Annotated in this window: 26 protein-coding genes; 19 read left to right on the top strand and 7 right to left on the bottom strand. The window is 73.2% G+C overall.

Going from position 1 to position 24,562, the window contains the following annotated elements; genetic code table 11:
• The first annotated feature begins 42 nt into the window (after window positions 1–42).
• Window positions 43–669, top strand: a complete 627-nt coding sequence (locus HNR68_RS10120; protein ID WP_179719820.1) for a GntR family transcriptional regulator — start codon at window positions 43–45, stop codon at window positions 667–669.
• Between the two features lie 8 nt (window positions 670–677).
• Here the strand turns inward: HNR68_RS10120 and HNR68_RS10125 are convergent, their stop codons facing one another.
• Window positions 678–1,967: an MFS transporter gene (locus tag HNR68_RS10125; RefSeq protein ID WP_179719822.1), complete on the bottom strand. Its 1,290-nt coding sequence runs from the start codon at window positions 1,965–1,967 to the stop codon at window positions 678–680.
• 91 nt (window positions 1,968–2,058) lie between these two features.
• Here HNR68_RS10125 and HNR68_RS10130 point away from each other — a divergent pair, with 91 nt between their 5' ends.
• The 7 genes from HNR68_RS10130 to HNR68_RS10160 all read left to right on the top strand — a co-directional run bounded on the left by HNR68_RS10130 (window position 2,059) and on the right by HNR68_RS10160 (window position 8,187).
• Window positions 2,059–2,736, top strand: coding sequence for a DUF2848 family protein (locus HNR68_RS10130; RefSeq protein WP_179719824.1), 678 nt, complete (start codon window positions 2,059–2,061; stop codon window positions 2,734–2,736).
• A 111-nt stretch (window positions 2,737–2,847) separates the two neighbouring features.
• Window positions 2,848–4,437 (top strand): ABC transporter substrate-binding protein, encoded by a 1,590-nt coding sequence (locus tag HNR68_RS10135; protein WP_179719826.1) that lies wholly within the window; start codon window positions 2,848–2,850, stop codon window positions 4,435–4,437.
• On the top strand, window positions 4,434–5,408 hold the full coding sequence (locus HNR68_RS10140; RefSeq protein ID WP_179719828.1) for an ABC transporter permease subunit: 975 nt from the start codon (window positions 4,434–4,436) through the stop codon (window positions 5,406–5,408). The genes HNR68_RS10135 and HNR68_RS10140 overlap by 4 nt, the downstream gene beginning before the upstream one ends.
• Window positions 5,401–6,273 (top strand): ABC transporter permease, encoded by an 873-nt coding sequence (locus tag HNR68_RS10145; protein WP_246330420.1) that lies wholly within the window; start codon window positions 5,401–5,403, stop codon window positions 6,271–6,273. Before HNR68_RS10140 ends, HNR68_RS10145 begins: the two co-directional genes overlap by 8 nt.
• A gap of 50 nt (window positions 6,274–6,323) precedes the next feature.
• Window positions 6,324–7,268 (top strand): ABC transporter ATP-binding protein, encoded by a 945-nt coding sequence (locus HNR68_RS10150; protein ID WP_179719830.1) that lies wholly within the window; start codon window positions 6,324–6,326, stop codon window positions 7,266–7,268.
• A complete protein-coding gene (locus tag HNR68_RS10155; protein ID WP_179719832.1) occupies window positions 7,262–7,897 on the top strand; it encodes an ATP-binding cassette domain-containing protein in 636 nt (211 codons plus the stop codon). The genes HNR68_RS10150 and HNR68_RS10155 overlap by 7 nt, the downstream gene beginning before the upstream one ends.
• A 131-nt stretch (window positions 7,898–8,028) precedes the next feature.
• Entirely contained in the window at window positions 8,029–8,187 is a 159-nt protein-coding gene (locus HNR68_RS10160) for a hypothetical protein (protein ID WP_179719834.1), read from the top strand.
• 57 nt (window positions 8,188–8,244) lie between these two features.
• Here the strand turns inward: HNR68_RS10160 and HNR68_RS10165 are convergent, their stop codons facing one another.
• From HNR68_RS10165 to HNR68_RS10175, 3 genes are all read right to left on the bottom strand, one after another.
• Window positions 8,245–9,504, bottom strand: coding sequence for a hemolysin family protein (locus HNR68_RS10165; protein WP_343050047.1), 1,260 nt, complete (start codon window positions 9,502–9,504; stop codon window positions 8,245–8,247).
• 117 nt (window positions 9,505–9,621) lie between these two features.
• Window positions 9,622–10,299, bottom strand: coding sequence for a YqeB family protein (locus HNR68_RS10170; RefSeq protein WP_179719838.1), 678 nt, complete (start codon window positions 10,297–10,299; stop codon window positions 9,622–9,624).
• 108 nt (window positions 10,300–10,407) lie between these two features.
• Window positions 10,408–11,667: a M14 family metallopeptidase gene (locus tag HNR68_RS10175; protein WP_179719840.1), complete on the bottom strand. Its 1,260-nt coding sequence runs from the start codon at window positions 11,665–11,667 to the stop codon at window positions 10,408–10,410.
• 206 nt (window positions 11,668–11,873) lie between these two features.
• On the opposite strand from HNR68_RS10175, the gene hisD reads away from it, so the two are divergent.
• From hisD to HNR68_RS10200, 5 genes are all read left to right on the top strand, one after another.
• Window positions 11,874–13,184, top strand: coding sequence for a histidinol dehydrogenase (gene hisD / locus HNR68_RS10180; protein ID WP_179724877.1), 1,311 nt, complete (start codon window positions 11,874–11,876; stop codon window positions 13,182–13,184).
• An 18-nt stretch (window positions 13,185–13,202) separates the two neighbouring features.
• A complete protein-coding gene (locus HNR68_RS10185; protein WP_179719842.1) occupies window positions 13,203–14,321 on the top strand; it encodes a histidinol-phosphate transaminase in 1,119 nt (372 codons plus the stop codon).
• Window positions 14,318–14,935, top strand: a complete 618-nt coding sequence (hisB, locus tag HNR68_RS10190) for an imidazoleglycerol-phosphate dehydratase HisB (protein WP_179719844.1) — start codon at window positions 14,318–14,320, stop codon at window positions 14,933–14,935. The genes HNR68_RS10185 and hisB overlap by 4 nt, the downstream gene beginning before the upstream one ends.
• 280 nt (window positions 14,936–15,215) lie before the next feature.
• Window positions 15,216–15,827: a phospholipase domain-containing protein gene (locus tag HNR68_RS10195; protein ID WP_343050460.1), complete on the top strand. Its 612-nt coding sequence runs from the start codon at window positions 15,216–15,218 to the stop codon at window positions 15,825–15,827.
• Window positions 15,828–15,863: 36 nt separating this feature from the next.
• Complete coding sequence (locus tag HNR68_RS10200) at window positions 15,864–16,022, top strand: hypothetical protein (RefSeq protein ID WP_179719848.1); 159 nt, start codon at window positions 15,864–15,866, stop codon at window positions 16,020–16,022.
• A gap of 66 nt (window positions 16,023–16,088) precedes the next feature.
• Here the strand turns inward: HNR68_RS10200 and HNR68_RS10205 are convergent, their stop codons facing one another.
• Together HNR68_RS10205 and HNR68_RS10210 are read right to left on the bottom strand one after the other, a co-directional pair.
• Complete coding sequence (locus tag HNR68_RS10205; RefSeq protein WP_179719850.1) at window positions 16,089–17,444, bottom strand: cation:dicarboxylate symporter family transporter; 1,356 nt, start codon at window positions 17,442–17,444, stop codon at window positions 16,089–16,091.
• A 178-nt stretch (window positions 17,445–17,622) separates the two neighbouring features.
• Window positions 17,623–18,234, bottom strand: coding sequence for a TetR family transcriptional regulator (locus HNR68_RS10210; RefSeq protein ID WP_179719852.1), 612 nt, complete (start codon window positions 18,232–18,234; stop codon window positions 17,623–17,625).
• Window positions 18,235–18,296: 62 nt separating this feature from the next.
• Between HNR68_RS10210 and HNR68_RS10215 the strand changes: the two genes are divergently transcribed.
• The 3 genes from HNR68_RS10215 to HNR68_RS10225 all read left to right on the top strand — a co-directional run bounded on the left by HNR68_RS10215 (window position 18,297) and on the right by HNR68_RS10225 (window position 21,934).
• Window positions 18,297–19,556 (top strand): FAD-dependent oxidoreductase, encoded by a 1,260-nt coding sequence (locus tag HNR68_RS10215; protein ID WP_179719854.1) that lies wholly within the window; start codon window positions 18,297–18,299, stop codon window positions 19,554–19,556.
• An 84-nt stretch (window positions 19,557–19,640) separates the two neighbouring features.
• A complete protein-coding gene (locus HNR68_RS10220; protein WP_179719856.1) occupies window positions 19,641–21,257 on the top strand; it encodes a sensor histidine kinase in 1,617 nt (538 codons plus the stop codon).
• The gene (locus HNR68_RS10225; protein ID WP_179719857.1) at window positions 21,254–21,934 is read left to right on the top strand and encodes a response regulator; all 681 of its coding nucleotides are present in this window, start codon (window positions 21,254–21,256) and stop codon (window positions 21,932–21,934) included. The genes HNR68_RS10220 and HNR68_RS10225 overlap by 4 nt, the downstream gene beginning before the upstream one ends.
• Before the next feature lie 67 nt (window positions 21,935–22,001).
• Here the strand turns inward: HNR68_RS10225 and soxR are convergent, their stop codons facing one another.
• A complete protein-coding gene (gene soxR, locus HNR68_RS10230; protein WP_179719859.1) occupies window positions 22,002–22,460 on the bottom strand; it encodes a redox-sensitive transcriptional activator SoxR in 459 nt (152 codons plus the stop codon).
• Window positions 22,461–22,559: 99 nt separating this feature from the next.
• Between soxR and HNR68_RS10235 the strand changes: the two genes are divergently transcribed.
• The 3 genes from HNR68_RS10235 to HNR68_RS10245 are packed head-to-tail and all read left to right on the top strand — an operon-like array spanning window position 22,560 to window position 24,555.
• Window positions 22,560–23,255, top strand: coding sequence for a thiamine pyrophosphate-dependent enzyme (locus HNR68_RS10235; protein ID WP_179719861.1), 696 nt, complete (start codon window positions 22,560–22,562; stop codon window positions 23,253–23,255).
• Entirely contained in the window at window positions 23,255–24,166 is a 912-nt protein-coding gene (locus HNR68_RS10240) for a transketolase family protein (RefSeq protein WP_246330421.1), read from the top strand. The genes HNR68_RS10235 and HNR68_RS10240 overlap by 1 nt, the downstream gene beginning before the upstream one ends.
• On the top strand, window positions 24,163–24,555 hold the full coding sequence (locus HNR68_RS10245; protein WP_179719863.1) for a PPOX class F420-dependent oxidoreductase: 393 nt from the start codon (window positions 24,163–24,165) through the stop codon (window positions 24,553–24,555). Before HNR68_RS10240 ends, HNR68_RS10245 begins: the two co-directional genes overlap by 4 nt.
• The last annotated feature ends 7 nt before the right edge of the window (window positions 24,556–24,562 follow it).

Genomic DNA, 24,562 nt, shown 5'->3' on the forward strand with positions numbered 1-24,562 from the left:
ACGATGTCTGTATACCAGCGATATGCAACAAAGGGGTACTCGTTGCCGTCCGGACGCGAACTCGCCTACGCCCACCTCAAGGACGCCGTCCTCAGCGACCCGGCGATGCAGGGGCAGTTCGTCAACGAGCAGGCCCTCGCCGACGAGATCGGGGTGTCCCGCACGCCGATCCGCGAAGCACTGCTGCTGCTCGCCGCCGAGGAGCTGGTGCAGCTGGTGCCCAAGCGCGGGGCCTACGTCGCGCCGGTCGGCGGTCGGGAGATCCGCGAGCTGTTCGAGGTCCGCGCCGTGGTCGAGCGCTACGCGGCCCGGCGCGCGATCGAGCTCGACGCGGTGCCGGTGGCCGAGATGCGGACCGAGCTCGACGGCCAGCGCGCCCTCACCGCCGACGACGAGGCCCGCGCGTTCATCGACCACGACCACCGGTTCCACGCCGCCCTGGTCCGCGCGGTCGGCAACGACCTGCTGACCAAGACCTACGACGGGCTGCGCGCCCGGCAGGTCCGCGCGGGCATCGTCGCGCTGTACTCCAGCGGCGACCGCCGCAAGGCGGTGCTGGCCGAGCACGAGGCCATCCTCGGGGCCCTGGTGGCCGGGGACGCGGCGGCCGCCGAGGAGGCGATCACCGCGCACCTGGCGGCCACCCAGCAGGTCCTCATCGAGGGCTGACGGCGGTCTCACCGCGCGTCGCGGCGGCCCAGCGCGAGGCCGACCAGCGTCACCGCGCACGTCGCCACCAGGTAGGCCGCCGGGGCCACCCAGGTGCCGAAGTGCGCGAACAGCGAGGTGAACAGCAGCGGGGCCAGCGCGCCGCCGACCACGCCCGCCAGCGTGTAGGCCAGCGACGCCCCGGTGGAGCGCAGCGCCGGGCTGAACTGCTCGGACACGAACGCCGCCTGCGGGCCGTACATCAGGGCGTGCCACACCAGGCCGACGACCACCCCGAGGACGAGCATCGTCGCCGAGCCGCCCTCGATCATCGGGAAGAAGACGAACGGCCACACGCCCGCGCCGACCGCGCCCACCGCGTAGACCCGGCGCCGCCCGAGCCGGTCGGACAGCGCACCGGCCAGCGGCATGAGCACCAGCTGCAGCGAGGAGCCGAGCATGACCCCGGTGACCGCCCAGCTCTTGGGCAGCTGCAGCTGCTGCGTGGCGTAGGTGAGCACGAAGACGGTGAACAGCGCGTAGAGCACGTCGGGGCCGACGCGGGAGAGGATCGCCGACACCAGCGCCCGCGGCTCGCGGGTGAGGACCTCGCGCACCGGCGCCCCGGCCTGCTCGCCCCTCTCCTGCAGCTGCTTGAAGACCGGGGTCTCCTCCAGCCGCACCCGGATCCACATGCCGAACAGCACCAGCACCGCGGAGACGAGGAACGCGACCCGCCAGCCCCAGGCCAGGAACTGCTCCTGGGTGAGCGTCGCGGCCAGCACCGCGAGCACGCCGTTGGCCATGAGGTTGCCCGCGGGCGGGCCGATCTGGGCGGCGGACGCCCAGAACCCGCGGTGCTTCTCGCTGCCGAACTCGCTGGACAGCAGCACCGCGCCGCCCCACTCGCCGCCGATGCCGACGCCCTGCGCGAACCGCAGGACCACCAGCAGCACCGCGCCGAGCGCGCCGACCTGGCCGTGCGTGGGCAGCAGTCCGATGAGGAAGGTGGAGATGCCGGTGACCAGCAGGGTGATGACGAGGACCTGCTTGCGGCCGAGGACGTCGCCGAGCCGGCCGAACACGAAACCGCCCAGCGGGCGGGAGACGTAGCCGACGGCGTAGGTGGAGAACGCCAGCAGCGTGCCGGACAGCGGGTCGTGGCTGGGGAAGAACAGCTGGCCGAACACCAGCGCCGAGGCCACCGAGTAGGCGGCGAAGTCGTACCACTCCAGGGAGGTGCCGGACAGCGAGGCGACGAACGCCTTGGCCAGGTCCTTGCGAGGTGGCCGCGCGGTGGCGGGGAGGGCTTGAGTCATCGAGGTCCTTGTCGTGCGACTTGCCGTGTCGAGGCCCGGGTCAGTTGTGATACTGAATGTATACAACCCGTATGCCGGTTTGGAGGGGATTGTGTTTCCACTGCGTTTCGATGTCAACGGCGAGACCGTCGAGGTCCCGGTGACGACCGTGCTCAACGGCGGCTACGCGGGCCGCAGCCAGGAGGACGTGGCCGCGCACGTCGCCGAGCTCGCCGAGCTCGGGGTGCCCGCGCCGACCCGGACGCCGTGCCTGTACCCGGTCGCGCCCTACCTGGCGATGCAGACCGAGCAGGTGCCGGTCCAGCACGACCGCACCTCCGGCGAAGCGGAGTGGGCGCTCGTCGTCGCCGGCCCGGAGGAGCGCGACGTGCTGCTCACGGTGGCCTGCGACCACACCGACCGGGCCCTGGAGGTGCACGGCGTGGCGTGGAGCAAGCAGGCCGGTCCCGACGTGCTGGGCGGCCGGGCGTGGCGGCTGGTCGACGTCGCCGACCGCGTCGACGAGCTCACCCTCACCGCGTGGGCCGGGGGCCGGCAGATCCAGCGGGGCACCCTCGCCGAACTGCTGCCGCCCCAGTACTGGCTCGACGAGCTGCGGCAGCGCGGTCTGCTGCGGCCCGGCACCGTGCTGCTGTCCGGCACCATCCCGATGGACGCCGAGGTCGACCAGTTCGCCGACTCCTGGCGGGTGGAGCTCGGCGACCCGCAGACCGGTGACACCCTCTCCTGCGAGTACCGCCTCGACCGGATGCCCGAGCCGGTGGCGTGAGCCCGGCCGGGACGCCGCGGCAGCCCGGGGCGTCCCGGCCCCGGTTGATCCTGATCACTCGGGGCGGACCGCTTGTTGAGAACATTTTGCAGTAGTGCTTAGAGTTCACGGGTGTTCGAACGTCGTGGCTCGCTGCCAGCCCTCCTCGTCGCCCTGGCCCTGCTCGGTGCCGGGTGCGCGGCGCCGTCCTCGCCCGGGTCGTCCGACCCCGGGTCCCTGCTGCTCGCCGACGGCTACGAGCCGGAGAGCCTGAACCCGCTGCTGGGCTACGGGGCGGAAGGGGCCGCCAAGTTCTACGACGGGCTGCTGGCGTTCGACGGGCGTGCCGAGCTGCGGCCCGCACTGGCCGCCGAACCGCCGCAGTCCTCCCCGGACGCCAAGACCTGGACGGTGAAGCTGCGCGACGGCGTGCGCTTCCACGACGGCACCCCGTTCGACGCCGAGGACGTGGTCGCCACCTACCACGCGGCCATCGACCCCGCCTACGCCTCCACCGTCAGCTCCGACTACGCCATGCTCGCCGACGTGCGGGCGCTCGACCCGCACACCGTGCAGTTCGACCTGAAGATCCCGTACTCGGCGTGGCCGTCCAAGTTGGTGCTGGGCATCGTGCCGAGCGAGAAGCTGGCCACCCCGGAGCCGCTGGAGAACTCCGAGCTCAACACCAAGCCCGTCGGCACCGGCCCGTACGAGCTGGTCGAGTGGCGGCAGGGCGACCAGATGACCTGGAAGGGCAACCCCGACTACTGGGGCGGCGCACCGGCCATCGGCGAGGTCACCGTGGTGTTCGCCAAGGACGACAACACCCGTGCCCAGCGCCTGCTCTCCGGCGAGTTCGACGGCACGGTGCTGCCGCCGGTGCTCGCCGAGAGCGTCGGCCGCGACGGCTACCGCACCGTGCACCACCGCACCGCCGACTTCCGCAGCATCGCCCTGCCCAACGACCACCCGGTCGCCGGTGACCGGGCGGTGCGCACCGCGCTGAACCTCGCGGTCGACCGGCAGGGCATGATCGACGCGTTGCTGGGCGGCCACGGCACCCCCGCCCACGCGCCGATCCCCGAGTCCATGGGCGCCGCCTTCGAACCGGCCGCCCGGTTCGACTTCGACCCCGAGCGGGCCAAGGCGCTGCTCGACCAGGCCGGCTGGCGGCCCGGCCCCGACGGGGTCCGCGAGCGCGACGGGGTGCGCGCCCAGTTCACGGTGATGTACTTCGCCGACGACAGCCTCCGCAAGGACCTGGCCACCGCCTTCGCCTCGGACGCCCGGGCGATCGGCATCCAGGTCGACCTCGCCGGGGTGGACCGCTCCGCGGTCCCGGCGCGCATCGGCCACGAGGGCATCGTGCTCGGCGGCGGCAACCCGATCGACCCCGACCCGCAGGTCTACACCAGCCTGCACTCGTCGGTGATCGGCACCGGCACCTACAACAACCCGGGCCGGTACCGCAACGCCGAGGTGGACGCCGCGCTCGACCGCGCCCGCCAGGAGCTCGACCCGGCCGAGCGCGCGGAGCTCTACCGGCAGGCCCAGCGCGCCTACGTCGCCGACCCCGGCCTGGTGTACCTGGCGTTCATCGACCACAGCTACGTGATGCGCGAGGGCCGCTGGACCGGGTACCAGCCGCCGGTCGAGCCGCACACCCACGGGACGACCTGGGGGCCGTGGTGGAACGTCGAGGACTGGGAACCGCAGGCGTGAGCCGTGCCATCGGCCGCCTGGTGCTGCGGCGGATCGGGTTCGCCGTGCCGGTGCTGGTGGTCGTGGCGCTCGGGGTGTTCCTGCTCGCCGCGGCCTCGCCGTTCGACCCGATCCACCAGTACTACGGCGTGGAGCTCTACACCGCCTCGGCCGCCGACATCGCGCGGGTGCGCGCCCAGCTGGGCGTCGACGACCCGGTGCTGGTGCAGTTCTGGCACTGGCTGACCGGGCTGGTCGGCGGCGACCTCGGGGTGTCCCGCTCGTTCCGGCAACCGGTGGCGCAGGTCGTCGCCGAGCGCCTGCCGTGGACGGTCCTGCTGGCCGCCACCGGGCTGCTGCTGGCGGTGCTGCTCGCGCTGGTGCTGGGCACGGTCGCGGCGTGGCGGCAGGGCGGCTGGGTGGACCGCGTCGTCACCGCCATCGGCCACGCGCTGGAGGGCGTGCCGCCGTTCGTGCTGGCGCTGCTGTCCATCGCGGTGTTCTCGCTGGGCCTGGGCTGGTTGCCGGTGGCGGGGCTGACCGACGCCGGCCAGACCGTCTCGGTCGGCCAGGTCGTGGAGCACCTGGCGCTGCCCGCGCTGGTGCTGGGCGTGTCGCAGTCGCCGTGGCTGGTGCTGCACGTCCGGCAGTCGATGCTGACCTCGCTGGCCGAGGACCACGTGACCGGGGCGCGGGCGCGCGGCCTCGCCGAGCGGGTGGTGGTGCTGCGGCACGCGCTGCCGACCGCGCTGCTGCCGTTCGTCACGCTCATCGGCGCGCGCATCCCGGAGCTGGTCACGGGGGCGGTGCTGGTGGAGGAGGTCTTCTCCTGGCCGGGGCTGGCCGCCGCCGTGGTCACCGCCGCGACCGCGGTGGACTACCCGCTGCTGGCGGTGCTGACCCTGGTGGCGACCGCGGCGGTGCTGCTCGGGTCGCTGCTCGCCGACGTCGCCGCCGTCCTGCTCGACCCGAGGGTGGCCGCCGATGGCTGAGATGACCGCGCAGTGGCGGCCCGCGGGCCGCACCCGGACCGCCCGCGCGCACCCGCGGACCCGGTACTGGGGCGCCCTGGTGACGCTGGTGGTGCTGGTGGTGGCCGCGTTCGCCGTGCCGGTGCTGTTCGGCAGCGAGTCCGTGCGCTACGACTCGGTCCGCCTCGCGCCGAGCCCGGCGCACCCGTTCGGCACCGACTCCGGTGGCCGCGACCTGTTCGTGCAGTCGCTGACCGGGCTGCGGGTCTCCTTGCTGGTGGCCGGGACCAGCGCTGCGGTGTCCACTGTGCTCGGTTCGCTGGTGGGCGCGGTCGCCGGGGCGCTCGGCGGGTGGCCGGACCGGTTGCTGATGCGTCTGGTGGACACCGTCAACTCCGTCCCGCACCTGCTGCTGGGCATCGTGATCGTCGCGCTGTACCGGGGGAGCCTCGGTGCGGTGGTGCTGTCGATCGCGCTGACGCACTGGACGACGGTGGCCCGCATCGTGCGCTCGGAGGTGCTGTCGCTGCGCAGCCGCCCGTACGTCGAGGCGGCCATCGCGGGCGGCTCGTCGCGGTGGCGGATCCTGGTGCGGCACCTGCTGCCGGCGATCGTGCCGCAGGCGGCCCTGTCCGCGGTGCTGCTGGTGCCGCACGCGGTGTGGCACGAGACCGCGCTGAGCTTCCTGGGGCTCGGCCTGCCGCCGCACCTGGCCAGCATCGGCACCATCCTCGGTGCCGGGCGCGAGGCCGTGCTGCTCGGCGCCTGGTGGATCGTGCTGTTCCCGTCGCTGCTGCTGGTGGCGACCACCCTGGCGGTGTCCGGGCTGGCCGCGACCTGGCGCGACCGCGTGGTCCCCCGACGCCGATCGGAGCTGGCCCTGTGACCGCGAGGAGGTACGGGAACGGACTCGGCGACGAGGTGGGAGGTCGGCGGATGAGTGAGGCCTTGCTCGAGCTGCAGCGGTTGTCCGTCCGGTTCCTGCTTGGGCGGGACGTGCGGGTGCGCGCCGTGACCGACGCGACGCTGCAGCTGCGGCCCGGCCGGGTGCTGGCCCTGGTCGGCGAGTCCGGGTGCGGCAAGTCCGTGCTCGCCTCGGCGCTGCTCGGGCTGCTGCCCGGCAACGCCGAGGTGCGCGGCCGGGCGCTGCTGCGCGACGGCCTCGACCTGCTGTCCGCGCCGGAACCGGTGCTGGCCGGGCAGGTGCGGGGACGGCGGATCGGGCTGGTGCCGCAGTCGGCGAGCACCCACCTGACCCCGGTGCGCACCGCGCGCAGCCAGCTCGTCGAGACCATCGAGGCCCTGGACGGCGCGCTCGACGCGGACACCCTCGCCGAGCGCGTCGGCCTGGACCCCGCCGACCTCGACCGGTACCCGCACGAGCTCTCCGGCGGCATGGCCCAGCGGGTCGCGCTCGCCCTGGCGCTGGCCGGCGACCCGCAGGTCATCCTCGCCGACGAGCCCACGACCGGGCTCGACCGGCCGCTGGTGCACCGCACCGTGGACCTGCTCGCCGAGACCGCCACCGAGGACCGCGCGGTGCTGCTCATCACCCACGACCTCGCCGCGGCCCGGCGGGTCGCCACCGACGTCGCGGTGATGTACGCCAGCCGCATCGTGGAGGCCGGGCCGGCCGCGGAGGTGCTCGCCGAGCCCTGGCACCCCTACACCGCGGGGTTGCTGGGCGCCCTGCCCGACGGCGGGTTCCGGCCGATCCCCGGCCACCCGCCGGTGTTGACCGAACTGGACCGCATCGAACGGGAGTGGGGTTGCGTGTTCTGCCAACGGTGCCCGGACGTGCCCGGCTTCGCGCCGTGCACGGGTGACCCGGAGCTCGTCGACCACGGTGGCCGCTGGGTCGCCGCGCACCCGCCGTGCTGAGCGCGACCGGTGTGGTCGCCGGGTACCGGCGCGGCGAACCGGTGCTCGACGGCGTCTCGCTCGACCTGCCCGCCGGCACGGTGGTCGGCCTGGCCGGGCCCAGCGGCTGCGGCAAGTCCACCCTGGCCCGGGTGCTGGGGCTGCTGCACGAGCCGTGGTCCGGTCAGGTGTCGCTCGACGGCGAGCCCGTCGGCGGCTTCCGGCACGCCACCCCGAAGGCGCAGCGCGCCGCCATCGGCATCGTCTTCCAGCACCCGCGGCCGGCCGTCGACCCGCGGTTCACCCTGCGCGAGGTCATCGCCGAGCCGTTGCGCGCCACCGGCGCGCCCGGGGACGTGGACGAGCTGGCCGAGGAGGTCGGGCTGACCCCCGAGCTGCTCTCCCGGCGCCCGCACGAGGTCAGCGACGGCCAGCTGCAGCGGGCGTGCCTGGCGCGGGCGCTCGCGCTGGAGCCCCGGTACGTGGTCTGTGACGAGATGACCGCCATGCTCGACGCCTCCACCACGGCGGCGCTGGTGCAGGTCGTGGACCGCCGGGTGCGCGAGCACGGGACCGGGGTGCTGGCGATCAGCCACGACGAGGACCTGCTCGGCCACTGGGCGGCCCACGTGGTGCGCCTGGACGGGTGAACGGTGCCGCCTCCGCGCCGCCCAGGACCGCCGGGTGCGGGAGCGGCGCGCGGGGCGGGTGTGACAAGGTGGGGCACTGCGCGGTCGCGGGGGACCGCTCGGCAAGTGACGACGGACCCGAGGAGTCGACGGTGAACGAGGGCGAAGGCACCACATTCATGCAGTGGCGGGAGCGGGCCCAGACCGAGGTGCGCGACGACCGCCCCAAGATGCGCGCGGTGATGATCACCGCGGCAGCCGTGGTCATCATCGGGATCGTGGTGGGAGCCCTGTTCCTGCTGCTGTCCTGACGCTCCGGCGAGCGCGCGGCCGCCCGGGCGCGGCCGCGCGCTCCCACCGCCGTTCTCTCAGCTCTGGTCGTCGAGCCGGGTGACCCGCAGCTGGGACACCCGGTGTCCTTCCATCGCCCGGACGGTGAAGCGGTACCCGAGCGCGTCCGCGGAGTCGCCCTCCTCCGGGACCCGGCCGAGGAGGCTGACCACGAACCCCGCCACGGTGTCGAACGGCCCGTCCGGCAGGCGGATGCCGGTCTGCTGCTCGAAGTCGCTGCGGTGCAGCAGCCCGTCGACCTCGTAGCTGCCGTCGGCCTTCGCGCCCGCGGGGGCCGCGCTCGGGTCGTACTCGTCCCAGATCTCGCCGACGACCTCCTCCACGAGGTCCTCGACGGTGACGATGCCCGCCGTCCCGCCGTACTCGTCGACCACCACCGCCAGGTGCCCGCCGCGCCGCCGCCGCATCTGCGACAGCGTGGCCAGCACGGGCTTGCTCGCCGGCAGCGCGATCACCGGGCGGGTCAGGTCGCCGACCGTGCGCGCGTCGCCGCGGTGCGCGCGGGTGAGCAGGTCGCGCACGTGGATGAAGCCCACGACGTCGTCGGCGGTCTCGCGGATGACCGGGTACCGGGAGTGCGGCTTGTCCGCCACCGCCTCGATCGCCTCGGAGACCGGCGTGGTGACGTCCAGGAAGTCCACCTCGGTGCGCGGCACCATCACCTCGCCGAGCACCCGGTCGGTGGCCCGGAACGCGTCGCTGAGCAACCGGCGCTCCTCCACGGTCAGCTGCTCGTTGGTGCGCACCATGTCGCGCAGCTCCTCCTCGCTGACCGGCTCCTCGTGCGCGCGGGGGTCCATGCCGAGCAGCCGCACCACCCCGTTGGTGGACTTCGACAGCAGCCAGATCACCGGGCGCGACAGGCTCGCCAGCCGGTCCAGCACCCCGGCCGTGGCCAGCGAGACGCCCTCGGGCTTCTGCAGCGCCAGCCGCTTGGGCACCAGCTCGCCGAGCACCAGCGACAGGTAGGACACGAACAGCGTCACCAGGATCAGCGCGATCGACGCGGCCAGCCCGATCGGCAGCCCCCACCCGGCCAGCACCGGCTCCAGCCGCACCGCGATGGTCGCGCCGCCGTAGCTGGAGGCGAAGAACCCGGCGAAGGTGACGCCGATCTGGACCGCGGAGAGGAAGCGGTTGGAGTCGGCCCGCAGCTTCGCCACGCGGGCACCGCGCCGGTCGCGCTCGGCGAACTTGCGCACCTGGCTCTCGCGCAGCGACACCAGCGCGATCTCCGCGGCCGCGAAGTACCCGCCGACCAGGACGAACAACAACACCAAAGCGAGGTTCCAGACAACACCGCCCACCACTCGATCCTCTCACCCGCAGCGCCCTCGCGAGAGCTGCTGCGGACGGCGCGGCGGTCGTGGCCGGCCCCCGGCGCGGCGCCTCGCTCAGCCGACCGAGCGCCAGTACTGGCGCCGCTGCGCGTCGCGCACCACGATGCCGTGCTCGGCCAGTTCGGCGCGCAGCAGGGCGGCTTCCTTGCGGTCGCGCTTGCGCAGCGCGCGTTCCCGGTCGGCCATCAGCACGTTGACCCGCAGCGGCAGCTCGGAGTCCTCCTCGTCCCACAGCCGGTACTCGTGCGGGTCACCGTCGTGCCACGGGTAGCCGTGCTCGGTGAAGGCCGTGCGCAGTGCCGCGCGGTCCAGATCGGACCGCCGGCGGGCGAGCTCGGCACCGGAGGCGTCCAGCACCACGAAGTCCCTGCCGTCGACGAAGACCGCGTCGACGTCACCGCGGTCGAGGTGCTGCTCGGACCGGCCCACCCGCAACGTGATCCGCTGCGGCGACACGGTGACGTTCAACCGCTCCTGCGCGAACAGCCCGGCGAACCCGAAGCCGATGAGCGCGCCGATCGCGACGGCGCCGACCGTGCCCTGCGGGTCCGGCACCGACGCGGCCAGCTCGAACACGCCCTGGAACGGGGCCCACGACAACCCGGCGACCCAGCCCGACGCCCACCGGAGCAGGAGCCCCACCAACGCGCCGGCGACCGGGCAGATGATCCACATGGCACGGCGCAGCAGCGCGTGCTCGGCCACTGTGGTCGGAGCGGGTTCGCTAGCCATGCCCCCATTGTCGCCGTGCCGCTGCTCGGGACCTGACGCGCCCGCGAACAGCAGCGGGCCCGGGACACCGCGGTGGCGTCCCGGGCCCGGTACCCCTCTCTCGTCAGGTCATGCGCCCGCCTCGCGGAGCAGGATGTCCACCGCCGCGTCGTTGCGCGCGGTCTCCTCCTCGATCACGTCCGCCGGCGGGTAGAAGCCGTCGAGGCCGCCGCCGTTGGCCGGGTACATCTCGAAGGTGTAGGCCAGGATCTTGTGCTGGCCCCACATCCAGTCGAGGCTGTCGCCGTCGGTGATGTAGAGGTCGCTGGACTGCTGCGGGGTGTAGCCGTTGGTCTGGGCCATCTCCTCGCCGACCCGCGCGAACCGGTCGTACTCCTCCTGCGTCATGCCCTCGGTGACGTCGTCCTGGGTGTGCCCGAACGGCCACAGCACCAGCTCGGAGTAGGTGTGGAAGTCGATCGCGGCCTTGATCTGCTGGGTGCCGCTCACCACGCGGGAGTCGATGAAGTCGCGCATCGCCGCGGTCTCCGGCGCCGACCACGCCGCGCTGCCCCGGTAGTCCTCGGCGTCGGGGTCGTCGCTGGAGCCGCCGCAGCAGCCCCACTTGAAACCCCAGTTGCGGTTGACGTCGGTGCCGGTGTCCTGCCGGTTCTTCCGCCAGCCCTGGAACTCACCGGACTCGACGTCGTAGGCCGAGCCGTCCGGGTTGACGATCGGGATCACCCAGATCTCCCGGTTGTCCACCGCCTCCGTCACCGCCTGGTCCGAGCCGTAGCCGTCGGTGAAGCGGTTGGCGATGCGCAGGCACATCTCGGTGGTGAGGTGCTCGCGGGCGTGCTGGTTGCAGTCGAAGAGCACCTCGGGCTCGTCCTCGTCCTGCCCGACGTTGTCGCTGATCTTCAGCACCGGGATGTCGCGGCCCTCGAAGGACTTCCCGATGCTGGACTTCTCGGCGATGTCGGGGTGGTCGCTGACGATCTGGTCGAGCTCGGCGACGGTCTCGTCGTAGGTGTGGTAGCCCTCGTAGCCGGGCGGGAAGTCACCGGGTCGGGCCTGGCCGCGGTTGATCCGCTGCAGCGCCTCGCTGACCGGGACGCCCTCGCCGAGGGCGAACCCGGCGGCCCGCAGCCGCTCGGCCTGCTCCGGGGTCGCCTCCACGGTGGCCACGCCGTCGCGGACACCGATGACCTGGGCGCCGGTGCGGTTGATCTCGGTGCGGCTGGTGCTGTCGGTGCCCGGGACGGTGTAGATCGCCGGGTCCTGCGCGGTGGGTGCCGGCTCCGCGGACACGCTGGCCGAGACGGGGGCCAGCAGGGCCAGGCACGCGGCGGCCGCCACAGCCGCTGCCTTGCGCCGTGAGCTGAACATCGGGTCTCCGATCGATCACTGGTGGTGACGTGGAGAGGTTGGAGGACGGCCCAGGTGTTGGCAAGCCACTGGCGAACAATGGTCGCCCGTTGACGTCTTCCCGTTCGGTGGACGTCGGGTGTGACCGCCGACCGGGTTCGGGGACAGCCCGTGACGTCGGCGATTACCCTGGTCGGTGCAACCTCGATGCCATGGGAAGGACGCTCATGCTCACCCGTACCGACCTGCGCGGTCGCGTTCCGTCCACCGTCGAGCTGCGCGCCACGCTGCCGCGCGCCGAGATGGACGTGGAGCACGTGCTGCATCGGGTCCGTCCGGTGGTCGAGGAGGTCCGCGACCGGGGTGTGCCGGCCGTCCTGGACTTCACCGAGAAGTTCGACGGAGTCCGACCGGGTCGGGTGAGGGTCGGCGCGGCCGAGTTGCGCCGCGCGCTCGGCGAGCTCGACCCGGCGGTGCGCAGCGCGCTGGAGGAGTCGATCCGCCGCGCCCGCGCGGTGCACGCCGACCAGCGGCGCACCGACGTCACCACGCAGGTCGTCCCGGGCGGCACCGTGACCGAGCGCTGGGTGCCGGTCGCCCGCGTCGGCCTGTACGCGCCCGGCGGCCTGGCGGTGTACCCGTCCAGCGTGGTGATGAACGTGGTCCCGGCGCAGGAGGCCGGGGTGGAGTCGCTGGTGGTGTGCAGCCCGCCGCAGGCGGAGTTCGGCGGCCTGCCGCACCCGACGATCCTGGCCGCCGCGCAGCTGCTCGGCGTCGAGGAGGTCTGGGCGGTCGGCGGCGCGCAGGCGGTGGCGCTGATGGCGCACGGCGGCGAGGACACCGACGGCACCGAGCTGGCGCCGGTGGACATGGTGACCGGGCCGGGCAACGTCTACGTGACCGCGGCCAAGCGGCACCTGCGGAGCCTGATCGGCATCGACTCGGAGGCCGGGCCGACCGAGATCGCGGTGCTGGCCGACGAGACCGCCGACCCGGTGCACGTGGCCGCGGACCTGATCAGCCAGGCCGAGCACGACCCGCTGGCGGCGAGCGTGCTGGTGACCTCCTCGCCGGAGCTGGCCGACGCGGTGGACGCGGAGCTGGAGCGCCGGGTGGCGAACACCAAGCACTCCGAGCGGATCCGGACCTCGTTGAGCGGCAAGCAGTCCGGCTGCATCCTGGTGTCCACTGTGGAGGACGGTGTCCGAGTGGTGGACGCCTACGCCGCCGAGCACCTGGAGATCCAGACCGCGGACGCCGAGCAGGTGGCGGCGCGGGTGCGCAACGCGGGCGCGATCTTCGTCGGTCCGTACGCGCCGGTGTCGCTGGGCGACTACTGCGCCGGGTCGAACCACGTGCTGCCCACCGGCGGCTGCGCGCGGCACTCGTCCGGGCTGAGCGTGCAGAGCTTCCTGCGCGGCATCCACGTGATCTCCTACAGCGAGCAGGCGCTGCGTGACGTCGCCGACCACGTGGTGGCGCTGGCCGACGCCGAGGACCTGCCCGCGCACGGCCAGGCCATCACCGCCCGCTTCTGACGAACGAAGGTTGTGCACATGAGTGACGTGCTCGGCGCCGACACGGTGCTGGCCGACCTGCCGTTGCGGGACGACCTGCGCGGTCGCAGCCCCTACGGCGCCCCGCAGCTGGACGTCCCGGTCCGGCTCAACACCAACGAGAACCCCTACCCGCCGCCGCAGGAGCTCGTCGACGACGTGACCGCGGCCGTGCGGGAGGCCGCCGCGGAGCTGCACCGCTACCCGGACCGCGACGCCAAGGCGCTGCGCGCCGACCTGGCCGCCTACCTGACCCGCGCGACCGGTGTGCCGCTGGCGGTGGAGAACGTGTGGGCCGCCAACGGCTCCAACGAGGTGCTCCAGCAGATCCTGCAGGCCTTCGGCGGGCCGGGCCGCAGCGCGCTCGGCTTCGAACCGTCGTACTCGATGCACCCGATCCTGTCCGCGGGCACCCGCACCGACTGGGTGCCCGCGCCGCGCCGCGCCGACTTCAGCCTGGACGGCGCGCAGGCGGCCGAGATCGTGGCCGAGAAGCAGCCCGACGTGGTGTTCGTGACCAGCCCGAACAACCCCACCGGGCAGTCGGTGTCGCAGGACGGCCTGCGCGCGGTCCTCGACGCCGCGCCCGGTGTCGTGGTGGTCGACGAGGCCTACGCGGAGTTCTCCGACCAGCCCAGCGCGATCGAGCTGATCGAGCGGTACCCGGCGAAGGTGATCGTCAGCCGCACCATGAGCAAGGCGTTCGCCTTCGCGGGTGGCCGGCTCGGCTACCTGGCCGCCGCCCCGGCGGTGATCGAGGCGCTGCTGCTGGTGCGGTTGCCCTACCACCTGTCGGCGGTCACCCAGGCCGCGGCCCGCGCCGCGCTGCGGCACGCCGAGGCGACGCTCGGGTCGGTGCACGCGCTGGCCGAGGAGCGCGAGCGCGTGGTCCGCGAGCTGACCGCGCAGGGCTTCACCCCGGTGCCCAGCGACGCCAACTTCGTGCTGTTCGGGCGGTTCGCCGACGCGCACCGCGCGTGGCAGCGCTACTTGGACGCCGACGTGCTGATCCGCGACGTCGGCATCCCCGGCCACCTGCGGGTCACCATCGGCACGCCGGAGGAGAACGACGCGTTCCTGGCGGCGAGCAAGGCAGTGAGCGAGGAGATCGAGCAGTGACTTCCCAACCGGGTACCCGCGTGGGACGGGTCGAGCGCACCACCAAGGAGTCGTCGGTGCTGGTCGAGCTCGACCTCGACGGCACCGGGCAGGTGGACGTCGACACCACCGTCCCGTTCTACGACCACATGCTCACCGCCCTGGGCACGCACGCCGCCTTCGACCTCGAGGTGAAGTCGACCGGCGACGTGCACATCGACGCGCACCACACGGTGGAGGACACCGCGATCGTCCTCGGCCAGGCGCTGCGCCAGGCCCTGGGCGACAAGAAGGGCATCCGCCGCTTCGGCGACGCGTGGATCCCGATGGACGAGACCCTCGCGCACGCGGCGGTCGACGTCTCGGGCCGCTCGTACTGCGTGATGACCGGCGAGCCGGAGCAGTACAACGCCTTCACCATCGGCGGGAACTACCCGTTCGTGCTCAACCGCCACGTGTTCGAGTCGCTGGCGTTCCACGCGCAGATCAACCTGCACGTCCGCGTCGTCCACGGCCGGGACCCGCACCACATCGCGGAGGCCCAGTACAAGGCGATCGCCCGCGCGCTGCGCGCCGCGGTGGAGCCGGACCCGCGCTTCGCCGGCGTGGTCCCGTCGACGAAGGGCGCGCTGTAGCCTGCCGCGACCGCTCGACCGCGGTCGCTCGACGTGGAGGGGAGGGCACGCCGCTCAGCGGGCGGCTGCCCTCCCCTCCGTCGTGTCGAGAGCGTTCCAGCCCCTGCGCGGGCCTGGTGTGACACGCACGGTAGTCCGGTTGGGGCAAGCGTTGGCAACCGTTCGGATGACTCGTGTGGTTCATGGATGCGTCATCCCGGCGTCTCCTCCTCGTGAGCTCTGTCGACGACGATGACGTGCCGTGACTGGACTCGCTCGACCGCGGGGGCTCACCGGCGACGTGCCCCCGGCGCACGACCACGCAGCCGCGCCGACCCCACCGGGCCGGACCGACCGCCGGCACCCGGGGTGCTCCGGCGCGGCGTGGCCGCGGGGCTGCGCGTCGCCCTACCGTCCGCAGGTCTCGGGAGCGTTGCACGGTGAGGCGGTCGCGCTGCGGCTCGGCAACGCCAGTGCGTCCTCCGCGCACTTCGCTGTCCACTCTGGAGCGGGAGCGCCACCGTCCTCAGTGGACGTCCTCGGCGAGGCCGTGGTGAGCGTGCCGGTCCGCGACTCCTACCGCCTCGCGGTGCAGGGCCCGGACCGGTTCCGCTTCGAGCTCAGCGGGTCGCGCACCGGTGAGGCCGCGGGCGTCGACGTCCAGGCCCGCCACACCGAGCACGGCCTGGCGCTGGAGCTGCGCAACGACGGCCCGCAGGACATCACGCTCCGGCTGCGCTCGGTGGGCCACCCCGGCCACGAGGAGCAGGTCCGCGTCGCCGCGGGCGGAGCCCAGCCGCTGGCGTGGCCCACCCACCGGGGCTGGTACGACGTCGAGATCACCACACCCCAGGACACCACCTACCGCTGCCGCGTCACCGGCCGCTCCGACGACGCCCGCGCCACGGGCTGACGCCGTCAGCCGGACCGGCTCGATAGGCTGCGCGGCATGGGTGACTTCCTGCCGGTCCTGCTCATCGCGCTCGCGGGGTTCCTCGTCGGCGGTGTGTACGCGACGTGGAAGACGGCGCGCGGTCTCGCGATCCTGCTCGCCGTCGCCGCGGTCATGGCCCTCGTCGGCGGCATCGGCTGGATGGTCTACGGCTGAACCGGGCGGACACAGCGAAAGGGGCGTCTCCCACCGTGCGGCGGGAGGCGCCCCTCGCTGTGCCGGTCAGCTCGTGGCGGCCGGCGCCGCCTCGTCCTCCTTCGCCGGGGCCTCGTGCTCGTCGACGAAGGTCTGCTCGTTGAACGGGGCATCGCCGCTGAAGACCTGCTTCATCTGGTCGCGGTCCAGCTCCTTGGTCCAGGCCCCGATGAGGACGGTGGCCACCGCGTTGCCCGCGAAGTTGGTCAGGGCGCGCGCCTCGGACATGAAGCGGTCGATGCCGACGATGAGGCCGACGCCGTCGAGCAGCTCCGGGCGGTGCGACTGCAGACCGCCGGCGAGGGTCGCCAGGCCCGCGCCGCTGACGCCGGCCGCGCCCTTGGAGGCGATCATCATGAACAGCAGCAGACCCACCTGCTCCGGGATCGACAGCGGGTCGCCCAGGGCGCTGGCGATGAACAGCGAGGCCATGGTCAGGTAGATCATGGTGCCGTCCAGGTTGAACGAGTAGCCGGTCGGCACGGTGATGCCCACCACCGGCTTGCTCACCCCGAGGTGCTCCATCTTCGCGATCAGCCGCGGCAGCGCCGCCTCCGACGACGAGGTGGACACGATCAGCAGGAACTCGCGCCCCAGGTACCGCAGCAGCGAGAAGATGTTGACCCGCGCGAACAACCACAGCACCGGGCCCAGGACGAGGAAGATGAACAGCACGCAGGTCGTGTAGAAGCCGACCATGATGATCGCCAGGCCCTTGAGCGCTTCCACACCGGTCGCGCCGACCACCGCCGCGATGGCGCCGAACGCGCCGACCGGGGCCGCCCACATCACCATCGCCAGCATCTTGAACACCAGGCGCTGGATGTGCTCGATGCCGCGCAGGATCGGGGCGCCCTTGTCACCCAGCGACTGCAGCGCGAAACCGGCGAGCAGCGCGACGAGCAGCGTCTGCAGCACCTGCTCCTGCGCCAGCGCGGACACCAGCGTGTCGGGGATGATCCCGAGCAGGAACTCGGTGGCGCTCTCCGCCTCCTCGCTGGCCTGCTCCGCGCCCTGGCCGCGGATCGCGTCGGTGATCTGCAGGCCCTCGCCGGGGTGCAGCACGTTGCCCACCAGCAGGCCGATGATCAGGGCGACCACCGACATGACCACGAAGTACCCGAGGGCGAGACCGCCCACCTTGCCGACCTTCGCGGCCTGCCGGACGCCGCCGACGCCGAGCACGATGGTGCAGAAGATGACCGGGGCGATCATCATCTTGATCAGGTCGACGAAACCGCTGCCCAGCGGCTTGAGGGCCGTGCCGACGTCGGGGGCGAGGAAGCCGACGGCGATACCGGCCAGCACGGCGACGATCACCGCGATGTAGAGGTAGTGCGTCTTGTCCCGGCGACGTGGTGTCGCAGCGTCGTTGCTTGCCACAGTTGCGCTCCAACCTGGGCGGGCCGGTCACACTCGGCTCCGCTCCGTGGCCCAGGTCACGGAGCGGTCGGGAAGAGACTATCGGTGTCCGGCAACGGCGCAGTCACGCTTTCGTTCATTCTGTTCACAATCGTGGCGCTTCGTCCGGATCTCGTCACAGCGGTGTTGACCTGGGGTTTCAGTGCCCCCGGGTGATCGGGCGACCACGCAGCGCGATCTCGGCGGCCCGCCGCACGGCGCCGGAGGTCGCGCCCGCGTCGCCGGGATCGACGTGCATGGCCGCGTCGACCGCGCCGAGCAGGGCACCGGTGAGCGCCGCCGCCTGCAGCTCGTCGAGCTCGTCGGGGAAGGCGTCGCGGAGAGCGCGCGCCAGCTCCTGCTGGAGGGCCGACGTGCGCAGCAGCGCTCCCGCGCGCAGGACCGGGACCTCGGCGAGCAGGCGGGCGCGGACGCGGGTGAGCTCGTGGTCCAGCGGGAAGCTCCACGCCGTCGCCGTGCTGAGCAGCTCGGTGGTACGCAGCAGCAGGTCTTCGGGCGACTCGTCCGCCGTGCGGTCGGCGAAGGCCTGCGCCAGCAGCTCGCCGTAGACCGCGTCGTCGGCGAAGACGACCTCGTCCTTGGTCGCGAAGTAGTTGAAGAACGTCGCGGGCGAGACCTCGGCGGCCGCCGCGATCTCCGCGACCGTGGTGCTGTCGTAGCCCTGGGCGTCGAACAGCCGGAGCGCGGCCTCGACCAACGCCCGCTTCGTGCGCCGCTTCTTGCGCTCCCGCAGTCCGAGCTGTTCCGCCACGCCGGTGATCCTACATCCGCTCCAAACTTGGAGTCGCTCCAAGTTCTGCTAGCGTCGGTCCCATGACCGAGCGAACCGGGTGTTGCGTGGTCGGGGGCGGACCGGCCGGGATGGTGCTGGGCCTGCTGCTGGCCCGCGCCGGCGTGGAGGTCACGGTGCTGGAGGAGCACCACGACTTCCTGCGGGACTTCCGCGGCGACACCGTCCACCCCTCGACGCTGCGGCTGCTCGACGAGCTCGGGCTGGGGGAGCGGTTCGCCGAGCTGCCCGCCGCGCACATGGCGCAGATGCGGATCCAGGTCGGCGGCACCACCGTGGTCATGGCCGACTTCCGGCGGCTGCGCCCACCGCACCGGCACGTCGCGATGGTGCCGCAGTGGGACTTCCTGGACCTGCTGGCCACGGCCGCCGCCGAGGAACCCACCTTCACGCTCCGGATGGGCAGCGAGGTGACCGGCCTGCGCACCGACGCCACCGGGCGCGTCACCGGGGTCCGCTACCGCGACGACGGCGGGGTGGAGCACGAGCTTGCGGCGCCGCTGACCGTCGGGTGCGACGGCCGCTGGTCGGTGGTGCGCCGCGCGGCCGGGTTGCGCCCGGTCGGCTTCGAGGTCCCGATGGACGTCTGGCAGGTGCGCGTGGCCAAGGGCGGCACCGCGGCGGACGGCGAGGTGTTCGGCCGGTTCGGCGGCGGGCAGGCGGCGGTCACCATGGACCGCGGCGACTACTACCAGGCCGCCTACCTGATCCCGAAGGGTTCCGACGGAGCGCGCCGCGCGGAGGGCCTCCCGGCGTTCCGGCGCCGCGTGGCCGAGCTGTTCGGCTGGTCGGACGACCAGCTGGAGCAGGTGCGGTCGTGGGACGACGTGAAGCTGCTGCGGGTCGAGATGAACCGGCTGCGGCGCTGGTACCGCGACGGGGTGCTGTGCATCGGCGACGCCGCGCACGCGATGTCCCCGGTCGGCGGGATGGGGGTCAACCTCGCCGTGCAGGACGCGGTCGCGGCGGCGCGGTACCTGGCCGAGCCGCTGCGGCGGGGACGGGTCCCCACCAGCGCGCTCGCGAAGGTCCAGCGGCGGCGGGCGCTGCCGGTGGCTGTGGCGCAGCGGTCGCAGCGCGGCGAGCACGAGCTGCTGCTGCGCCCCGCCCTGGACGGCACGCTCGACGAGGAGGCGCTGCCGCTCCTGCTGCGGCTCCTGCTGCGGCTCCTGCGGCGCTTCCCCGTCCTGAGCGGGCTGACCGGCTACCTCGGCGGCGTGGGCGTCCGGCCCGAGCACGCCCCCGCGTTCGCCCGGCGACCACGGGCGACGTCCCGCCGCTGACCCGCGCAGGTGGTCGGGTTTCCGCAGGTCGGGCGTGGTGTAGCCTCCGAGGGTCCCCCGCTCGACACCTCTACCGGATCTGCCATGCCTCCTGCCGACGCACGCAACGGGTTCGGTCGCGTCCGACCGCAGTGGAGCCTGGCCCGCCTGCTGTTCGTGCTCCAGGTCGTGGTGGTGGCCGTCGTGGTCCTCGCCGGCACCGCGCTGGTCTGGTACGGCGCGAAGCAGCGCAACGAGGACGCCGCGCGCGACGAGGTGGTGGCGGTGGCCCGCACCCTGGCGGCGCAGCCGGACGTGGCGGAGGCCCTGGCCGCGCCGGACCCGGCCGCTGTGCTGCAACCGCTGGCCGAACGGGTCCGCGCGGACACCGGGGTCGACTTCATCACGATCATGTCCCCGCAGGGCATCCGCTACACCCACCCCGACCCGGCGCGCATCGGGCAGCCGTTCCTCGGCCACATCGAGCAGGCGGTCGCCGGGCAGGTGTTCACCGAGACCTACCCCGGCACGCTCGGGTTCTCGGTGCGCGCCGTGGTGCCGGTCCACGACGGCGCGCACCGGCTGGTCGGGCTGGTCTCCGACGGCATCACCGTGGAGTCGATCTCGCAGGAGCTCGAGCAGCAGGTGGGCGTGCTGGTGCTCGTCGCCGCCGGTGCGCTGCTCGTCGGCGGGGCGTTGACCTACCTGGTCAGCGCCCGGCTGCGCCGGCACACGCACGGCCTGCGGCCCGACGAGCTCAGCCGCATGTACGAGTACCACGACGCGATCCTGCACGCGGTGCGCGAAGGGCTGCTCCTGGTCGCCCCGGACGGCCGGGTGACGCTGTGCAACGACGGCGCCGGCGTGCTGCTCGGCCGGGACCCGCAGGACGTCGAGGGGCGCCGGGTGACCGAGCTGGGCCTGCCGGAGTCCCTGGCGGACAGCCTCGGCGCGGGGACGGTCCGCGACGAGGTGCACCTGACCGACGAGCGGGTGCTGCTGGTCAACGTCTCGCCGATCCGCAGCGGGGGCCGCGACCTGGGTTCCGTGGTCACCTTCCGGGACCACACCGAGCTGCAGGCGCTCAGCGGTGAGCTGGACTCGATGCGCGGCTTCGCCGAGTCGCTGCGCTCCCAGGCCCACGAGTCGGCCAACCGGCTGCACACCGTGGTGTCGCTCGTCGAGCTCGGCCGCGCCGACGAGGCCGTCGCCTTCGCCACCGCCGAGCTGGAGCTCGCCCAGCAGCTCGCCGACCGCGTCGTCGGGGCGGTCGGCGAACCGGTGCTGGCCGCGGTGCTGCTGGGCAAGAGCGCCGAGGCGGGGGAGCGCGGGGTGGAGGTCGTGCTCACCGAGGACAGCGAGATCGACGAGGTCGACCTGGCGCGGGTCGACTCCCGGGACCTGGTGACCGTCCTGGGCAACCTGGTCGACAACGCGGTGGAGGCCGTGGTGGAGCGCCCGCACCCGCGGGTGGAGGTCACCGTCCGCTCCCCCCCGGAGGGCGTGCTGATCCGGGTCGCCGACAACGGGCCGGGCGTGGACCCCGAGTCCGCGCGGCGGCTGTTCGCGCGCGGCTGGTCGACCAAGGACTCCCAGCGCGGTCTCGGGCTCGCGCTGGTGGGTCAGAGCGTGCGCCGCTACGGCGGGGACGTCGAGGTCTCCCACGACGGCGGGGCGGTGTTCACCGTGCGGCTGCCGACCGGATCGGACGTGGTGCGGTGATCGCGGTCCTGGTGGTGGAGGACGACCCGCTCGTCGGCGAGGCGCACGAGGCCTACGTGAACCGCATCGACGGGTTCGCGGTGGCCGGGCGGGTCCGCACCGGGCAGGAGGCGCTGCGCTTCGTCGAGCGCACCCCGGTGGACCTGGTGCTGCTGGACCTGCGGCTGCCGGACATGGACGGCCTGCAGGTGGCGCGGGCGCTGCGCAACGCGGGCAGCAACACCGACGTCATCGCGGTGACCTCGGCCCGCGACCTCAAGGTGGTGCGCGCCGCGGTGTCCAGCGGGGTGGTGCAGTACCTGCTCAAGCCGTTCACCTTCGCGGCGATGCGGGAGAAGCTGGAGCACTACGCGCGGTTCCGCGCGAGCCTCGGTCACGACCGGGAGGTCAGTGGTCAAGCGGAGATCGACCGGGCCTTCTCGGCCCTGCGCGGCGTGGACCGCGCGGCGCTGCCGAAGGGCATGAGCGACGAGACGCTGGCCGCGGTGGTCTCGGAACTGCGCGCGGCCCCGGAGGGCGCCTCGGCGGGCGCCGTCGGCGAAGCCGCGGGGGTGTCCCGGGTGACCGCCCGCCGCTACCTCGAGTACCTGGTGGACAACGGCATGGCGGAACGCCGGCCGGTCTACGGCGGGGTGGGGCGCCCCGAGATGACCTACCGCTGGGTGGGCGAAGCCTGACCACACCATCCACAGTGGATCACCCGCGGTGGTTCACAGTGGACCGCCTGTGGTCGTCCACAGTGGATCAACGGCGGTCCGCTCTGGGCCGCAGCAGCGGCGCGCCGGGCCCGGACTCCGCGAACTTGTCATCGGCGTTGTGCAGCGCGCAGGTGCGCAGCGAGAGGCAGCCGCAGCCGATGCAGCCGGTCAGGCGGTCGCGGAGGCGCTGCAGGCCGTCGATCCGCGCGTCCAGCTCGTCGCGCCAGCGGCGGGACAGCCGGGCCCAGTCCGCCTTGGTCGGCGCGTGGTCCTCGGGGAGGGTGGAGAGCGCGGCGGAGATCTGCTCCAGGCTGAGCCCGACGCGCTGCGCGGAGCGGATGAACGCCAGGCGGCGCAGCACCGCCCGGTCGTAGCGGCGCTGGTTGCCGCTGGTCCGGGTGCTGGAGATCAGCCCGCGTTCCTCGTAGAAGCGCAGCGCGGTCTGCGCGACCCCGCTGCGGTGGGCGACCTCGCCGATGGTCAGCGTCTTCGGAAGCTTCGACACGTCCGCCAGGCTAGCGGAGACAACCTCGACATAGGTAGAAGTTCGTTCCTGCCGTCCAGAGCTTGACCTCGAGTGAACTCGAAGTTCGATCCTGGGAGCATGACGATCACGACAACGGGCGGCTACGCCGACCTCCGGCCGCTCATGAGCGCCATGACGGGCGACGAGAAGCACTCCGCCGCCGCGACCTCCACGCTCGACGTGCTGTGGGTGCTCTACGACCAGGTCCTCTCGGTCGACCCGCAGCGTCCCGACGACCCCGACCGCGACCGGTTCCTGCTGTCCAAGGGGCACGGGCCGATGGCCTTCTACGCGGTGCTGGCCGCCAAGGGCTTCCTGGACCCCGCCGAGCTCTCCGGCTTCGGCGAGTTCCGGTCCCGGCTCGGCTTCCACCCCGACCGGGTGCTGGCGCCCGGTGTGGAGATCAGCAGCGGCTCCCTCGGGCACGGCCTGCCGCTCGGGCTCGGCATGGTGCTGGGCCTGCGCGCCCAGGGCCGGCACCGGCCCCGGGTCGTGGTGCTGGTCGGCGACGCCGAGCTCGACGAGGGCAGCAACCACGAGGCCATCCAGGTCGCCGGGCGGTGGGGGCTGGGGCAGCTCACCACCGTGGTGGTGGACAACCAGTCCTCCAGCACCGGCTGGCCCGGTGGCATCGCCGAGCGCTTCACCCGCGAGGGCTGGGCCGCGCACACCGTGGACGGCCGCGACCACGACCAGCTCCGCCGCGCCCTCACCGACACCCGCCCGGACCGCCCGCTCGCGGTGGTCGCCGAAGTCGAGCCCAAGGAGCAGTGATGACCACCCCGACCATGCGCGAGCAGTTCGTGCAGACCACCACCGACGCCCTCGACACCGACCCGCGGGTGGCCCTCGTGCTGGCCGAGATCTCCGCCGACCGCTTCGTGGCGGCCGCCCAGCGGCACCCGCACCGGGTGCTCAACGTCGGCATCCGCGAGCAGGCCATGGTCGGCGTCGGCGGCGGGCTGGCGCTGACCGGGCTGCGACCGATCGTCCACTCGATCACGCCGTTCGTCGTGGAACGCCCCTTCGAGCAGCTCAAGCTCGACTTCGGCCACCAGGGCGTCGGCGCGATCGTGGTCAGCACCGGCGCCTCCTACGACTACTCGGAGTCGGGCCGCACCCACATGGCGCCCGGTGATGTCGCGCTCATCGACAGCCTGCCCGGCTGGACCGTGCACGTCCCCGGCCACCCGGCCGAGGTCGACGCGCTGCTGCGCGCGGCCCTGCCCGGCGACGACCCCGTCTACCTGCGGCTGTCCGACCGGACCAACGCCGAACCGCTGGTGACCGGACCGGGCTGGCACACCGTGCGCACCGGTCGGCGGGGCGTGGTGCTGGCCGTCGGCCCGATGCTCGACCCGGTGCTGACCGCCACCGCCGCGCTGGACGTCACCGTGCTCTACACCGCCACCGTCCGCCCGTTCGACGCGGAAGGCCTGCGCGCCGCGGTGCGCGACGCGACCGCCGACGTGGTGCTGGTGGAGCCGTACCTGCGCGGCACCTCGACGCACGAGGTCAACGACGCGCTGGCCGACGTCCCGCACCGGACCCTGGCGCTGGGCGTGCGCCGCGACCAGGAGCTGCGCGCGTACGGGACGGCCGAGGAGCACGAGGCCGCGCACGGTCTGCGACCGACCGCGATCGCCGCGGCGGTCCAGGACTTCCTGGAGAGGGCGGCGCGATGACCTTCTCCGAGCGTGAGGTCGAGTACCTGGGGAGCCAGCGCCTGGGGCGGCTGTGCACCCTCGGGCCGCGCGGGGAACCGCAGGCCCGGCCGGTGGGCGTGCACCTCGGTCCGGGCGGCACGATCGACGTCCACGGCTACGACAACGCGCGGTCGCAGAAGTGGCGCAACGTGCTCCGCGATCCGCGCGTGACGATCGTGGTGGACGACATCGCCTCGCGGGCCCCGTGGCGGGTCCGCGGCGTCGAGGTCCGCGGCGAGGCGGAGGCGCTGCTCGGGGCCGGGCCCACCGACGGCGGGCTGAGTGGCGACGTGATCCGCATCCGTCCGGAGCGGATCCTCTCCTGGGGCCTCGACACCGACCGGCTCACAGCCCGCGACGTGGCCTGACCCCGCG

It is taken from the genome of Saccharopolyspora hordei, from assembly GCF_013410345.1.
GTDB lineage: Bacteria > Actinomycetota > Actinomycetes > Mycobacteriales > Pseudonocardiaceae > Saccharopolyspora > Saccharopolyspora hordei.

What these genes read in the sequence shown, in the direction of transcription:
- HNR68_RS10125 (WP_179719822.1), bottom strand. Translation starts at nt 1,967, where the DNA reads ATGACTCAAGCCCTCCCCGCCACCGCGCGGCCACCTCGCAAGGACCTG.
- HNR68_RS10145 (WP_246330420.1), top strand. Translation starts at nt 5,401, where the DNA reads ATGGCTGAGATGACCGCGCAGTGGCGGCCCGCGGGCCGCACCCGGACC.
- HNR68_RS10150 (WP_179719830.1), top strand. Translation starts at nt 6,324, where the DNA reads ATGAGTGAGGCCTTGCTCGAGCTGCAGCGGTTGTCCGTCCGGTTCCTG.
- HNR68_RS10170 (WP_179719838.1), bottom strand. Translation starts at nt 10,299, where the DNA reads ATGGCTAGCGAACCCGCTCCGACCACAGTGGCCGAGCACGCGCTGCTG.
- HNR68_RS10175 (WP_179719840.1), bottom strand. Translation starts at nt 11,667, where the DNA reads ATGTTCAGCTCACGGCGCAAGGCAGCGGCTGTGGCGGCCGCCGCGTGC.
- hisD (WP_179724877.1), top strand. Translation starts at nt 11,874, where the DNA reads ATGCTCACCCGTACCGACCTGCGCGGTCGCGTTCCGTCCACCGTCGAG.
- HNR68_RS10185 (WP_179719842.1), top strand. Translation starts at nt 13,203, where the DNA reads ATGAGTGACGTGCTCGGCGCCGACACGGTGCTGGCCGACCTGCCGTTG.
- HNR68_RS10200 (WP_179719848.1), top strand. Translation starts at nt 15,864, where the DNA reads ATGGGTGACTTCCTGCCGGTCCTGCTCATCGCGCTCGCGGGGTTCCTC.
- HNR68_RS10215 (WP_179719854.1), top strand. Translation starts at nt 18,297, where the DNA reads ATGACCGAGCGAACCGGGTGTTGCGTGGTCGGGGGCGGACCGGCCGGG.
- HNR68_RS10220 (WP_179719856.1), top strand. Translation starts at nt 19,641, where the DNA reads ATGCCTCCTGCCGACGCACGCAACGGGTTCGGTCGCGTCCGACCGCAG.
- HNR68_RS10235 (WP_179719861.1), top strand. Translation starts at nt 22,560, where the DNA reads ATGACGATCACGACAACGGGCGGCTACGCCGACCTCCGGCCGCTCATG.
- HNR68_RS10240 (WP_246330421.1), top strand. Translation starts at nt 23,255, where the DNA reads ATGACCACCCCGACCATGCGCGAGCAGTTCGTGCAGACCACCACCGAC.
- HNR68_RS10245 (WP_179719863.1), top strand. Translation starts at nt 24,163, where the DNA reads ATGACCTTCTCCGAGCGTGAGGTCGAGTACCTGGGGAGCCAGCGCCTG.